This is a genomic window from Pseudalkalibacillus sp. JSM 102089, assembly GCF_041366475.1.
In the GTDB taxonomy this organism is placed as follows: Bacteria; Bacillota; Bacilli; order Bacillales; family Guptibacillaceae; genus Guptibacillus; species Guptibacillus hwajinpoensis_B.
Genome location: NZ_JBEWYW010000004.1, coordinates 68,408 through 83,518, shown reverse-complemented (window position 1 = coordinate 83,518; position 15,111 = coordinate 68,408). Strand labels below are relative to the sequence as shown.

At 40.0% G+C, this 15,111-nt stretch carries 11 protein-coding genes and 1 other annotated feature; of the genes, 3 read left to right on the top strand and 8 right to left on the bottom strand.

Annotation, left to right across the window (positions count from 1 at the left end; all coding sequences use genetic code 11):
• Positions 1-11: 11 nt before the first annotated feature.
• Complete coding sequence (locus tag ABVF21_RS11005) at positions 12-1,310, bottom strand: hypothetical protein (protein ID WP_303531970.1); 1,299 nt, start codon at positions 1,308-1,310, stop codon at positions 12-14.
• 141 nt (positions 1,311-1,451) lie between these two features.
• Here ABVF21_RS11005 and ABVF21_RS11000 point away from each other — a divergent pair, with 141 nt between their 5' ends.
• The 3 genes from ABVF21_RS11000 to ABVF21_RS10990 are packed head-to-tail and all read left to right on the top strand — an operon-like array spanning position 1,452 to position 4,174.
• A complete protein-coding gene (locus ABVF21_RS11000) occupies positions 1,452-1,898 on the top strand; it encodes a type IV pilus modification PilV family protein (protein WP_303531971.1) in 447 nt (148 codons plus the stop codon).
• Positions 1,879-2,367, top strand: a complete 489-nt coding sequence (locus ABVF21_RS10995) for a PulJ/GspJ family protein (RefSeq protein WP_303531972.1) — start codon at positions 1,879-1,881, stop codon at positions 2,365-2,367. The genes ABVF21_RS11000 and ABVF21_RS10995 overlap by 20 nt, the downstream gene beginning before the upstream one ends.
• The gene (locus ABVF21_RS10990; protein ID WP_303531974.1) at positions 2,357-4,174 is read left to right on the top strand and encodes a hypothetical protein; all 1,818 of its coding nucleotides are present in this window, start codon (positions 2,357-2,359) and stop codon (positions 4,172-4,174) included. Before ABVF21_RS10995 ends, ABVF21_RS10990 begins: the two co-directional genes overlap by 11 nt.
• A 55-nt stretch (positions 4,175-4,229) precedes the next feature.
• On the opposite strand, the gene ABVF21_RS10985 is transcribed toward ABVF21_RS10990, so the two are convergent.
• The 7 genes from ABVF21_RS10985 to hemL form a co-directional block, all read right to left on the bottom strand.
• On the bottom strand, positions 4,230-5,939 hold the full coding sequence (locus ABVF21_RS10985) for a sensor domain-containing diguanylate cyclase (protein ID WP_303531977.1): 1,710 nt from the start codon (positions 5,937-5,939) through the stop codon (positions 4,230-4,232).
• Positions 5,940-6,051: 112 nt separating this feature from the next.
• Positions 6,052-7,347, bottom strand: coding sequence for a bifunctional folylpolyglutamate synthase/dihydrofolate synthase (locus ABVF21_RS10980; protein WP_303531980.1), 1,296 nt, complete (start codon positions 7,345-7,347; stop codon positions 6,052-6,054).
• Positions 7,348-7,403: 56 nt separating this feature from the next.
• Positions 7,404-10,046, bottom strand: a complete 2,643-nt coding sequence (locus tag ABVF21_RS10975) for a valine--tRNA ligase (protein ID WP_303532330.1) — start codon at positions 10,044-10,046, stop codon at positions 7,404-7,406.
• A gap of 114 nt (positions 10,047-10,160) precedes the next feature.
• Positions 10,161-10,385: a binding site (T-box leader), on the bottom strand.
• A gap of 359 nt (positions 10,386-10,744) precedes the next feature.
• Positions 10,745-11,710, bottom strand: a complete 966-nt coding sequence (locus ABVF21_RS10970; protein WP_303531983.1) for a phosphotransferase — start codon at positions 11,708-11,710, stop codon at positions 10,745-10,747.
• Positions 11,710-12,573, bottom strand: coding sequence for a hypothetical protein (locus ABVF21_RS10965; RefSeq protein WP_303531985.1), 864 nt, complete (start codon positions 12,571-12,573; stop codon positions 11,710-11,712). Before ABVF21_RS10965 ends, ABVF21_RS10970 begins: the two co-directional genes overlap by 1 nt.
• Positions 12,574-12,641: 68 nt before the next feature.
• Positions 12,642-13,676, bottom strand: coding sequence for a stage VI sporulation protein D (gene spoVID / locus ABVF21_RS10960; RefSeq protein WP_303531987.1), 1,035 nt, complete (start codon positions 13,674-13,676; stop codon positions 12,642-12,644).
• A 142-nt stretch (positions 13,677-13,818) separates the two neighbouring features.
• On the bottom strand, positions 13,819-15,105 hold the full coding sequence (hemL, locus tag ABVF21_RS10955; protein WP_303531990.1) for a glutamate-1-semialdehyde 2,1-aminomutase: 1,287 nt from the start codon (positions 15,103-15,105) through the stop codon (positions 13,819-13,821).
• Positions 15,106-15,111 lie beyond the last annotated feature (6 nt).

Sequence of the window (15,111 nt, the reverse complement as noted above, 5' to 3'; positions counted from 1 at the left end):
TGATCACACACCTATTTCATCATTTTGTTCTGAATCATCGACTGAAGGTAATGAATTTCTTGCTCGAGCAGTGGATACTGACAGCGAGTCTCCATTTCATTTAATAATGCTAGTACTTCATTCCAGCTTTCTTTTTGCATAAGATAGTCTCTATACTCAGCCGCGACCGAGAAATACATCACATCGTCGAGCTCACTGCTGAGAAGCTGCTGGGTCATTTGTTCATACTCTTTTACAAAGCCGCTTTCTTTGTAATTCTTTGCTTGATCATGAAGTAAATCAAACATGCGAGAAGCTACTTCTACTGATCGCTCAACAGCTTCATCACTATTATCAAGATTTACTTGTTCTTCTTCCTCATGCTCATCTTCGATTAAATCAAGCTGTTCTACTATCAATATAGAACTTTCATTCTCTTCCTCATCTAAAACCTTTTCTTCCATTCGTTGAACCTTCCGCTCTTCTTCTTGAGAAGAAATATCAGATAGCTCTTTGCGCGTTGGTGGATCCTTTTCATCAACGACTTCTTCAGCTAGATCAGGATGTTCTTTGTTCTCAGAACCTACTTCTTCTTGCTCAGCTTCACGAATGAAATCTTCGAAAAATCCGTCAAGTTCTTCTTCCTCTTCCTCAACCTCTTCTTCCTCATAGACCGTTTCCATTCTTGCTGAAAAATCAATGTCTTCCATTTCTTCTAGCTCACTTAGTTCATCTTCTGTAGGAAGAGTTTCTTCCTTATCGTTCTCCTCTATATTCGCTATGTACTGGTTCACTTCTTCAATCGACTCAACCTTTTCTAGTTCTTCGTCCAAGGTCTCAGTTGATTCCTCCGTCTCTTTCAGATCGTCTTCCATTTCGTCTATTTGATCAATCTTTAAAAATAGTTCATGTTCTGTTGACTGTTCTTCATCAATATGACCGGTTCTTTCATCCGTTTCTACGTCATCATCTTTCTTTCTACTATTATCGTCACTTTCTACTGTATCTTTAATAGATTTCGTCAAAAAAGACGATTTCCCCTCACGATTTGTTTCTTCCACATCCATCGCAACACTTGTCTCACTCTGAACCTGAACAAATAAGTAATTGGCTTTCTTCCAAAAAAGATACATAAACCCACATGCACAAAGGAAAACAAGTAAGATTGCTAGTGGGAGAGGGTATATTCCCTTTACCACTAGTAATAGCATGCTTAATAACACACCCAATCCAGCCACCCATGTTTTTTGTATGATGGTAAGATTCATAGGAACGAGCGTCAGAATAAGTAAAAGCAAACCTCCACCGATTAAAGCTAATACAAATTGCACTAGCTTAACACCTCCTCAATAAAAATATTGTCAATATCTCACAATAAAAAGAAATTTATGTAGTTTATTGTATAATAGTATTAGTAAATTGGAAACAACACTATTTTTTTCCAACTATTCTTTTACATAAGGGGGAGAGTCGTGCTTAATAACGAAAAAGGTTTTACTCTTGTCGAAATTCTCGTCTCACTGACTCTATTAACAACAATCGTTTTAGCCGCTTCTTATTTTTTTTCGCAATCAAATACAATATCGTCCTATAATAATCAAAAATTAGTTGCCGTGAACCTTGCACGCTCTACTCTAGAGAGAATTCAATTAGAACCATCTTCTTATATTACGAACGGCATAGCCGGAAGCCCTTATTCCTTTCAATCTTGCCAAGCGTCTGGGGGATCTAGTTGTCAAAACTATCGTGTATTAATTAACAATCATGAATATGCTATCGACGTTGCCCTCAGCCAGGATAACAATGAAAAAGATTTAAAATTAGTTGATATACAGGTGGATGTTTCTCTCACTTCTTCCGATAAATCTATTAAAAGCACAGTCGAGGGGTATATCGCGAATGATTCCATACTTCCATAATAATCGAGGAGTTACACTACCAGAAGTTCTGATTACACTCGTTCTCCTTTCAATCGTTTCAATCGCTATCTATTCCTTTCTTTTTAACGGGCTTCACTCATATGAAAAAGTGAAAACAGAAACAGCTTTTCGTGATGAAGCTGATATTGTGATGACCTCGTTTATAAACAAGCTTTATCCAGTTAAAGAAGTAGAAATTACAAAAAGAGAGTTTAAACCTGCTAAGGAAATCTATCTCTTGACAATTAATAACACTACAACAATTGGCTTTAAAGAAGGGAAGGCACTGTTAAATGGTCAGGTAGTGAATGCCGCTGAGTATGATTTAACTGGCTCCAAAATTTCTGAGCCTTCCAAAGGGCAGTTCAGAATTACAATTCATATTACGAAACCCGACGTTGACTTCGCCAAACCTTTAACACTCGAAAGTCAAATTGGGCTATTAACGGAGGCCGCTAATGCACCATAATCATATTCGAAATGAACACGGTTCGAGTCTCGTACTTGTATTGCTTGTTACGCTCATTTTTACCGTGCTCGGTCTCTCTTTACTTAGCGCGACTGTCAACGGGACGAAGCGAACGGAATTAAGAGAAGACGACGTGCAAGCAACTTATGTAGCAGAAAAAGGCGTTGATGAGATCGTCCAATCCATCCAAACAGACCTTCGAAACGGACTTGGTACGTCCGGTAAATCAATCGCTGAATTTAATACCTTAATTGACACAACAATCAAAGGGCACAAATCTCCAACTTCTATCAATCATCAAACTGGAACTTCTGTAGCCAAAGTTTTAAATTTTAGCACCGCTACAAACGTATTGAGACGCGTAATCGAAGTGGAAAGCACCGGAACAGTGAACGGTGAAACTGAAACGATTCGCAAAACGTTAGAAATTGGACCCAACTCTGTTCCCGATGTTTTGCGGTATGCCCTCGGGACGTACACGGTTTGTCAAAGACACCAAAACTGTGATGTTCAAGGGGAAGGGAATTTATTTCTTCACGGTGGAGTTTCGATTCAAGGCGATATGAAAGTGGATGGGAATTTAATCACAACTGATCAAGGATATGCAAGTTATAACAGAAAGGATTACTGGATTGATACTTTCTTACCGACGATCCAAAACATTTCAGACCCTTCATCGAAAGCTAAAATGGTTCTTGGTGGAAAAATCATCAATTTCACCCATAAACCGACTTATCAAAACCATATCAATCAGCCGAACTTTTCTTCGAGTAACTATCACTTAGTAGATCCAGAAGAAGCTTTTCAAGGTAACGACTACCCAATTATCGAAAAGCGCGAGCCCATTAGAGACCCGGTTGATATCGGGGATAGTGAGAGCTTATATAAATATACTCTCTCTAGCAGTTCAATAAACGGAGAAGCTATTACCAAAAAAACTTTCTCCTATAATAACTTTTACAATTTCTTTGGAACTTATATAGACGCAATCATTCGTAATACAAATATGCCAAATGATAACGTATATCCATACTACTTACATAGATACAATAATGGACAGCAGAGAATTTATGAGTTTGATCTAATTACATTCACAGGAAATAATAATTTCAAACGTTTTAGTACAGCCGGCAATTTAAAATTAGACGGGGGTGATACATCTTACAGCAAGACACAATCCAAAAATGGAATTTACGTAGGTAACAATTTGACGATTGGAAATTCTAGCTCATCAAATAATATTAATGATTACGATAAATTAAAAGTTAGTGGCCCTTTCTATGTAGGAAAAGACTTAAAAATAAGTGGAGCAAACGTAGAATTTAACGCATTGATTTACGTGAAAGGCGATGTAACAATCGAATACTCTGTGCTAAAAGGACTAAATGAAAATGGTACTAACGGTTCTCTAATCGTTTTCGCAGAGGGAGATATTAATATTCGAAATAACTCGCTTTATGAAGATAATCCAAGCTATATCCGCGGCTACTTCTATTCTGGAGGCGCATTTGAAATGTTTGGTGTTGGATCTAACGTGAATATCGATGGAGGAATTTCAGCTAGAAGGATCGTTTTAAATGCGGTTAAAGGAAAAGCAAAATCTATAGATCCACGTAACAATCAGTATAAAGAATACGGAGATGGCTATGGCTATTTCCAACAAAAAACTTACCAAGAAAATCAGCCATCGCGCCTTAAAATCACTTACAACCCTACGATCATTAAAACTTATTCCGACTTAAAAACCGAAGAACCCTTTGTTAAGAACATTGCTGAACCCGTCCCCATTGAGCGTTCAAAAAAGTGATTCTCACTAAATACCCCCGTTCTTCACAATTCGTGAAGAACGGGGGTTTTCTTATTTATCCAACATAGCTCGCAACGCGGTTTCGCCCCTGCTGCTTTGCTCCAGTATACATTGCTCGATCCGCATTTCGTATCAACGTTTGCGCATCCTCTCCCTGATCAGGAGCCGTAGCCACACCAATACTAGCCGTTACGTAAATGACCTGGCGATTGCCGTTATCGAGATCATTATAAATTTCAAATGGACGATCCGCGATGGAGCATCGTAAGTCTTCTGCTACTTGAACACTCTTCTTATGAGAATGATTTTCTAGCAGAACGACAAACTCTTCTCCACCAAATCTTGCAACTGTACCTCTGTCTCCAATTTCTTCTTCAAGTCGATTCGCTACCCCACAAAGCACTTCATTACCACTATGATGACCAAATGTGTCATTCACTTTTTTGAAATGATCCAGGTCGAGCAGAATGATAGAGAACGGATCAGGCGTTTCGCCAAAACGCTTGTATTTCTCATCCAATAACTCCCCAAAAAACCTGAAGTTGTATAAATTCGTTAATGGACATCGTTCACTTCGCCTTTTCGTCTCTTCATAATGTCTAGCATTATCAACAGCCACAGCTAAATAGTTAGCTAGTATTTGCAGGACAAGAATGTGATGCTTCTCGTAAGAACGGACGCGGTCTGAAGCAAGAGTAATGATGCCTACAACATTTTTATTCCGCTTCATTGGGACGGAAATGACCGAGTTAGCAGCGTCAGAAAGCACGCCTTCCGTAAGGTTCTTCCACTGAGAACGCTTCGTATACAAGCGGCTTCGTCCGCTTCGCCACACCCTTGAACTGATTCCTTCCTGATAAGGGCTACTTTCCTCTTTGGATACAATGCCACGCTCTTTTTCATATCGCTTAATAACTGTCAATCGTTTCACATGTTCGGCATCCATAATATAAGCATAGTCAACAACGAACATATCTTTTACTTCATTTAAGAATAAATTTAATATTTCATCTGTATCGAGAGATTGGGTGATTTGCTGACCAATCTCACTCGTTTGCTGAAGAAGATTGTTAATTTTTTGGCTTGAATAATACAGCCTGAGCATAAGAGAAGCCAGTATAAAAGGTACGCCTACAAAGAAAATAGCGACTGTGCCTAGATAGGTATGTAACATATATAGTAAGAACCCAACAGGAAGAGTCACCCCAGTGGATATCGCTTCCCAGAGCATATCTTTACCAAAAAATTTAGTATCAGCTTCTTTGTAAATATAAATTTTTAAAAAATGTAGGAGAATTTGATTTACAACAATAAGCGATAAGATGTATGCAATTGAAGGAACGAGCTGCGTAATCGCATCACCAGAGAATTCACCTACTGAACCACCGAGTAAATAGAAAAGTCCTCCGGAAAGGAGTGAAACAAGCATAAACATCAGCATGTTAACAGGATAACGATGACTATCTTTTTTTGTGACACGTAAGTTTAAAAGAAAAACGAGTATCGCTAACTGAGTTAAGATCATTTCGATAAATAGACCATACCTTAAGAACACAGCAAGCGAGATCCCCTGGATAAAAAAAAGGTCAGTCCCCTTTACATTAATCGGCATCATAGCTACAACAGCAAGAAGCACAAACAATGCAAGAACATCTGCCCAATTCCCTGATAATACAGGAGGAAAGAAATAGAACGTTGCAAAAATGAGTAGTGGCCAGAACAAAAGCCATACCAACCAAACTTTACGTTTCATTAATGCAGTCAATTGTTTCCCCCTCCATCTTCCAAACCCAGGAAGAATATTTTTCCATATTAATGTGGTTAAGTTCTATTTTAGCAAAAAATGGCGAAAAAGTCCTAGTTTTTTCTATAAAATTCTAATTTTTTAGAAAATGACGAACTTCAGAGACAAAATAAAGAGAACCCGTTATCAGAAGCAGGTCATTTTCAACCATCTCATCCATCGTCACCTGGATGGCTTTCCTCCAGTTTTCCTCATATCTCTTATTAGCAAAAGTCGCTTTATTCGACAACTCCTCACCTGATACAGCTCTTGGAAATTCAAAGGTAGTAAACGAAATAGTCTCAATTAGAGGATAAAGTGGTTTTAGCATCGATTCAATATCTTTATCACCAAGAGCACTAAAGATAACATGTATGTGTCTTTCAGGGTAATGCTGCTTAAGCGTGTTAGCAAGACTTTCGACACCTTCCGGATTGTGCGCACCGTCCACAACAATAGTCGGATTTGAACGAAGCTGTTCGAATCGACCTGGCCACTTCGCTCTCTCCAGTCCGCGCTGAATCATATCCTGTTCAATATGTAGACCATAGAAAACACGTAAATATTCAAGTGTCATAAGCGCTGCACCTGCATTTTTTACCTGGTGCTCACCCTTCATCTGAATGTGTAGATCTTCGAGTTTACGGTAAGGTGATTGAAAAGAAAAACGCTCCCCTTCCTTATCACTCATTTGCTCCTTAATAGAAAACTCTTCATTCAATCGATAAATTTTCGTCTTTTTCGATTTCGTCGTTTCATGTAAAAGAGTGAGTACCTCTTCTTTTTCAGCAGTTGTCACAAGAGGAACCCCTGACTTAATGATCCCCGCTTTTTCATAAGCGATTTGCTTAATATCACTCCCTAGAATGTGCGTATGATCGTATCCGACATTTGTAATCACACTTACAAGCGGGTGAATAATATTGGTTGAATCAAATCGTCCGCCAAGACCAACTTCCATCAAAACAAGATCTGGATAGGCAATTGTCCCAAAATATAAGAGAGCGATAACCGTAATCACTTCAAATTCAGTTGGTGACCCAAGCGGAGAGACAGCCGCCATCTCAACAAGAGGCTGAACACGATTGCATAGAGCAACTAAATCTTCTTCATTAATCGGTCGTCCATTAATAGCGATTCGTTCGCTAAACGATTCAATATAAGGAGAAGTAAAACTTCCTACTTCATACCCCGACTCCTCGAGCACCGTTCGCAAGTACGTAACGGTTGATCCTTTTCCGTTCGTTCCGCCAACGTGTACCGTTTTCAACCGTCTTTCTGGATGGTCGAGCTGATCGAGCATCCATTCCATACGCTCTAAACCTGGTTTAATGCCATGATTTAATAAACTATGAATCCAACTTACCGCTTCGTCATATGAGTGAAACATATGTCCCGCTCCCTCCTTAAAAGAAGACGAACCTCTAAACGAGATTCGTCATTTTCTTATTTTTTTAGTTCGTTAATACGAGCTTCTACGTTGCTTCTTCTCTCAAGATAATCCTTTTCTTTCGCTCGTTCTTCTTCAACAACTTTCTCAGGAGCTTTGCTAATAAAGCGTTCATTAGCGAGCTTCTTCTGAACACGATCAACTTCAGAATCTAGCTTCTTCATTTCTCCTTTTAGACGCTCAATTTCTTCATCAATATTGATTAACCCTTCAAGCGGCAAGAATAATTCAGCTCCAGATACAACAGCCGTCATCGATTTTTCCGGTGCCTGAAGATCCGCAGAAATAGTCAAGGTTTCTGGGTTACAGAAGCGTTCAATGTATTGACTATTTTGTTCAAGCTGTTTCTGAGTATCAGCTGATTTTGGCTTAATACGAAGTTCAATCGGTTTGCTTGGTGCCACATTCATTTCAGCTCGAATGTTACGTACTGAACGAATAATTTCCGTTAGAAGCGCCATATCAGCAGCAGCTTCTGGGAAGTGAAGCTCTTCGTTCTTTACTGGCCAGCTTGCAACAGTAATCGATTCTCCTTCATGAGGAAGGTGTTGCCAGATTTCTTCAGTAAGATAAGGCATGAATGGATGCAGAAGACGCATCGTTTGGTCAAGTACATAAGCTAGAACAGAACGAGTTGTTTTCTTAGCTACTTCGTCTTCACCATAGAGCGGTAATTTCGCCATTTCAATATACCAATCACAGAAGTCATCCCAGATAAAGTTGTAAAGGTAACGACCCACTTCACCAAACTCATAGTTATTAATCAGGCGCGTCACTTGCTCAATCGTATCGTTTAAGCGAGTTAAAATCCATTTATCAGCTGTCGATTTTTCACCTGTTAAATCAAGTTCCTCATACGTCATGCCATCCATATTCATTAAGGCAAAACGAGAAGCGTTCCAAATTTTATTAGCAAAGTTCCACGTAGACTCTACCTTTTCCCAATAGAAACGGAGATCCTGACCTGGTGATGAGCCAGTGGATAGGAAGAAACGAAGGGAATCAGCACCGTACTTCTCAATAACATCCATTGGATCGACACCGTTACCGAGCGATTTACTCATCTTACGTCCTTCAGAATCACGTACAAGTCCATGAATGAGGACGTCGTTAAACGGGCGCTGCTCTGTAAATTCAATACCCTGGAAGATCATACGAGCTACCCAGAAATAAATAATGTCATAACCCGTTACTAGAACGTTTGTTGGGTAGAAACGGTTAAAGTCTTCAGCGTCTTCGTTTGGCCATCCCATTGTAGAAAAAGGCCAAAGCGCTGAACTAAACCACGTATCTAGAACATCAACGTCTTGCTCCCAGTTTTCAATATCGGCTGGCTCTTCAAGTCCAACGTGGATCTCTCCAGTTTCTTTATGATGCCACGCGGGAATGCGATGCCCCCACCAAAGCTGTCTTGAAATACACCAGTCACGAATGTTCTCAATCCAATTTAAATACGTTTTTTCAAATCGCTCAGGTACAAAGTTCACTTTGTCGTCTGACTTCTGAAGAGCAATCGCCTGCTCAGCAAGAGGCCCCATTTTAACAAACCACTGTGTTGAAAGATAAGGTTCGACAACAGCACCGCTTCGCTCAGAATGACCTACGGAATGAACGTGCTCTTCAATGTTGAATAAAATTCCTTTATCCTGTAAATCTTTCACAAGTTTCTTACGGCATTCAAATCGGTCCATGCCCTGGTACTCTCCGGCACTCTCATTCATTGACCCATCTTCATTCATTACGAGAATGCGCTCAAGGTTATGACGGTTACCAATTTCGAAGTCATTCGGATCGTGAGCTGGAGTGATTTTCACAGCACCTGATCCAAATTCCATATCAACGTAATCATCCGCAACAATTTCAATTTCACGCCCTACAAGCGGCAAAATCGCTTTCTTACCAACTAGGTGCTTGTAGCGCTCATCTTTTGGATGAACAGCAATACCTGAGTCACCTAGCATTGTTTCAGGACGAGTTGTTGCAATTTCGATATGTCCTGAGCCATCTGCAAGAGGATAGCGCATATGATAGAAGTGACCAGTTACTTCTTGGTGAATAACTTCAATATCAGAAAGGGCCGTTTTTGTTTGTGGGTCCCAGTTGATAATATATTCACCGCGATAAATTAAGCCCTTCTCATATAGCTTTACAAATACTTCACGTACTGCATCAGAAAGACCGTTATCAAGTGTAAAACGCTCTCTTGAATAATCTAGAGAAAGACCAAGCTTCGCCCACTGGCTACGAATAAAATCCGCATACTCTTCTTTCCATTCCCAAGACTTCTCAAGGAACTTCTCTCGGCCAAGGTCATAGCGCGAGGTACCTTCTTCTCGGAGCTTTCCTTCAACTTTTGCCTGTGTCGCAATCCCAGCATGGTCCATTCCTGGAAGCCAGAGAACATCATATCCCTGCATACGCTTTACACGCGATAGAATATCTTGAAGCGTTGTATCCCAAGCATGCCCGAGGTGTAGTTTACCTGTAACGTTCGGCGGGGGGATTACAATTGTATAAGGTTCTTTTTCTTTATCACCTGTTGCCTCAAAAAATTTGCCATCTACCCAATACGGGTACCATTTCTGCTCTGTTGCCTTTGGATCGTACTTCGTCGGCATCGTTAGCTCTTTATTCGCCATTGTCACTCTTCCTTTCCATTCAATAAGTCTCAGGACATTTCTGCGGCTTTCCTTGTTCTCTTTCCACGAAGGTGTAAGCTTTTTAAACAACAAAAAAACTTCCTCCATCCTTAGGAAAAGGACGAAAGAAGTATTTTCGCGGTACCACCTTTATTTACAGCTAAATAAACGTTAGCTGTACGCTTCATTCGAATAACGGGATTACCGGATTCTCCTACTACTCGTTCAGAGAAACAGCTCAAGGGCGACTTCGAATGCTACGATCCTGAGAAATCTTTCAGCAAATGACTTCTCTCTCTGAAGGGTTCACATTCTACTACTCCCTATCTTTGCCTGTCGACTATTTGTATCATTAAGTTTACCTTTTTGATTCGAGATCGTCAAGATCATAAGAGCCCTTTTTCTTAGCTTAGCCAGTTCTCTCCCGCCTTAATCACCCAATTTCAACTTCACACATAGTCTATTTGTAACAATAACTGAAAACAAAGGAGAATACCTGATATGAAAAAACGGTTTGGTGGAATGAATCGCTTTCAGATCCCACCCTCGTTATATAAGTTCAGAGATATTTGCGCTCAGTTCGTACCTCCGTTTATTGTGTTTCAAACGATCCGAACAATCCTTTTTCCAACATCTATAGATGTACTTATATTAATAATCCTTGTTGCATTAGAAGTGTGCTTTTACTTTGAATGGATCTAGAAGTTTTCTAGAACTTTATTTATCCCATTCATCACTTCTATTTTTTTCGTGAATAGGCGGACATGCTTAATATGTGGCCATTGTTGTCGGTTTTCATTAAATAATAACACGCTATTAAAAACCGACTCTGGAAAATATAAATAGCTTGCAAGTAGCTCCTTTTCCTCATCATTAAGAGAGAATTGGGCTTCATATCTGGCAAGATGAGCAGTTGTGGCAGCAGGATTGAATTGAAAAGGTTGAATAGATGAGCGAATAAAATAAGCAAGATCCCTGATAGGAGTATCGCTAACTGACTTCTCGAAATTAATAAAATACCCTCTCCCCGCGCTTGATACATAATGAGAAGGAGAGCATTTTCCGTGACAGAGAACACTTCGATACCGTTTTGCATCCAGAATTTGCTCATACCAGTCATCTAATCTTCTTTTCGCGAGCTCACAATACCTCATCAGTTGATGAAAATGTGATACAAAGGTAAGCTCAAATGGCGAAAGATAAATGCGTTTTTCAATATGGCTTACGTATTTCTCCATTTCAAATTGTCTACTTTCTCTTAATAAAACCATTTTCTGATACGACTGTTTGATCACTTCTTCAGAAAAAGCTTGCTCTTTAGCAGTATAGCCATGTAATTCAGCAAGGTGATGAACGAGAAGCTCATCTTTTTGAGCAGGACTTGTTTCCCTTTCATCTACCCAAGGCGTTAAATAAACGATGTGATCCCCTTGATAAACGAAGGAATCCCCATACTTTGTTCGAACAAGTGGTACATATCCTTCGAATTTTAGCTGTTTAAACCGCTCCTCTAGATAAAGCATACGATCCATCTGTTCTTTACTAAGCTGCGCTTTTTTTAAAGCAAACGCGCCTCTCTCTGTTTCGATCTTTGTGATTTTCCCCATTTGTACAACCCGTTCAGGATATAAATCATATTGAAATAAGAGTGCTGGATCGCTCATTAGAAGGAAATCCTCCTATCTGAAAGGGAGAGCTCAAGCAGCCTTAACATATCTCTATTCGCTTCCCACTTATCAATAAACTCTTTCATGACCTGATCAGGGTCATTCATATTCGATTGCAATGCCTGAATACATTCCTGCCACTCCCATGGAGCAAAAATAACCTGAATAAGTCTGGGTTTCATATCGTCCTCCACGCCATTCACTAACGCTTCAAAGCATTTTATAAAGTGAGGGGAGTTCTTAAGAGCATACCAGGAATGAACTTCTTTCAGGATAACTTTGGAAGCAGAAACAGGTGGTTCGTCGCTACATTCAAAGTAGATTTGGCCTAAAACCTCTTTTAAAACATGGTGAGTAAATGGAATGAATGGAAGCGAATAACATATCTCAAAATCCAGGCGCTTTTTCACTTCTGGAATAAGGTTAACAAGTAACAAGTATTGTTCTTTATGAGTTAATCTTAGAGACGATAAATCCTCTAACGTCTTACGATAAGGAAAATGTGATGTAAGAGTAGCCTTCTGATCTCCGGTACTTAGTAGTGTCGCAAGTAAATATCCTTTCATTTCAGGAACGTTCTCCAATGGATAAGCTTCTTCTACATGATCATGTACAGTCATATAATCGTTTTCTATTCGGATAAATCTTTTCCCTTCATTGGTTCGAATCATTCGATTACAAAGAAATCCATGTTGAGAAAAAAGACGGTCACGGAAGTTGAGATGATACTCAAGCAAATCCCGATCCCGCCAGTATGATAGTTTTCTTTTACCTAAATGGGTCATGATCAATTGTGGTTTCTCTAACCATTGGACATCTTTTAGATCATACTTCTCTTCAATGATCGCTACGAGATCCATTTCGATTACCCCTTTACCCCCTACCCTATTTGCAACATTCCAAAGGTAGGGGCAGCAAACAATTTAAGTTAACGATTGACAGGAATATATAAGATCTGTCCTTCCTTCACTTCATCTTCCTCAAGACGATTGACTCGCGCAAGATGACTCGGAAGGACTCGATAGCGTTCCGCTATTTCGGTTAACGAATCACCCGGTTGGATAATACACATCTTCATTCTCGAAAATTGTTCTTCCTCTTTTGTCAGCATACTTGTAAGATAGAGCGCATTTTCTTCACGCGGTGCTTGATTCCGGTTTTCCTGATACTCTTGTTCCTCCTCTTCATAGTTATAATGATCGTCTTGATTTGACCTCGTTTCTTCTACGATTGGCTGGTTATTATATTCATTGGAACCATCCATTTGCCTAGCCATTCTCGTGAGAAAATCATACGTGGGTTCCGGCTGCTCCTGATCATCGTTCTCTAGTTCGTTTACTTCATATGAGTCTGACTTAGCTCTCATACCTACTTGTGGAGCGCGTAAATGATAGGCCTGTTCCAATGATTCTTCCTCACTGTCATCAACGTATTTAATATCATTCTCCCAGATTGCATCTTCCTCTGTTGTATATTCCTCTGTCTCTTCGTCCTCTTCTACAACGTATAGTTCAGCTTCTTCCTCTTCTACACGATTTTGATCCCCCTGAATGCCGCTAATGGAAATATCTGCTTTCAACTGAAGGCAATTCTCTTCCAGTAGAGAGTAATCAAACGTGTCAACCGTAACGAAAATTTCCTCGAGACTCCTTATACGGCTTGCTGGAATCGTAATATCAACAGGGAAACGATGCCCCATTGACGCTGTGCCATCTTCTCTAACATTCACCTCATGAATGGAACGATAAGGGGAAGCCTCGTTTGTAACTTCCTCATCTGTTTGGTCACGCTGCAAATATTCACCCGTTAAATATAAACAGCCTTTCACAGCTACATAATCCTCATACTCTTCAATCGAAATTTCAGGGTCAAGTGAGATGGATAGAACCTCTTCAACTTCCTGTCCTTTCTTTAACCAGACCTGCTCCTCCACGGAGAAATGCAAATATGAGCCTTCAGGCATGCCTTCTCCTCCTTTCAAACATTATCCATACATTACACATGTATGAGTGATTCACAGGATTATGTCTAAATTGAAAAAGAATGAAGATGTTTTCAATTTCTTATCATAGAAAAAGCTACCGGCAAATGCCGGTAGCTTTAGGTTAGACAAGTTTTGAGAAAGCCGCTTCTGCAGCCGCAATTGTTTCATCAATATCGTGATCTGTGTGGGCGGTTGACAAGAACATTCCTTCAAATTGAGAAGGTGGAAGTGAAATCCCTTGTTCAAGCATTTCTTTAAAATAGTTTGTAAAATGTTCAAGATTTGAAGAGGATGCTGTTTCGAAATTAATCACATCTTCATTCGTAAAGAAGAAACCAACCATCGATCCTGCACGATTTACTGTATGAGGGATATTGTATTTTGCAGCAGCTTTTGAAAGTCCTTCTCCAAGTCGCTCTGCTTTCCGTTCAAATTCCTCATAACTTTCTGGTGTGAGTTGCGATAGCGTTTCATACCCAGCCGTCATAGCAAGCGGATTTCCACTTAATGTTCCCGCTTGATAAATCGGACCGCTTGGTGCGATTTGATCCATAATTTCTTTCTTACCGCCATAAGCGCCAACAGGGAGCCCACCGCCTATAACTTTACCTAGACACGTAAGATCGGGTGTAACATTGTAAAATCCTTGAGCGCAATTATACCCAACGCGGAAGCCTGTCATAACTTCATCAAAAATAAGAAGTGTGCCATTCTCTTCCGTTATCTTACGAATTTCTTCAAGATAGCCCTGCTGTGGTGGGACGACCCCCATGTTACCTGCTACAGGTTCAATAATGACGCCGGCAATGTCATCTCCAAATTCCTTGAATGCGTAACGTAAGCTTTCAAGATCATTATATGGAACCGTAATAGTATTTTTCGCAATTCCCTCAGGTACGCCAGGACTGTCAGGTAGCCCAAGTGTCGCAACACCAGAACCCGCTTTTATTAATAACGAATCCCCATGCCCATGATAGCAGCCTTCAAACTTAAGGATTTTATTACGGCCAGTATATCCTCTTGCTAAACGTAAAGCACTCATAGTGGCTTCCGTTCCTGAATTCACCATACGAACAATTTCAATAGATGGTACTCGATCAATCACTAGTTCAGCTAGTTTCGTTTCATACTTACTAGGTGCACCAAAGCTCGTTCCAAGCTCTGTCACAGCTTTAAGGCGATCAACAACCTGTTCATCAGCATGACCAAGAATAAGTGGTCCGTACGAAAGGACGTAATCAATATACTCATTTTGGTCGATATCATAAATTTTAGATCCTTTTCCTTTTTCCATAAAAATAGGATCCATGCCAACTGATTTAAACGCCCTAACTGGACTGTTCACTCCACCTGGCATTACTCTAGATGCTTCTTGAAAAGCTTCCTTAGAACGATCAAAATTACCCATTTTCAC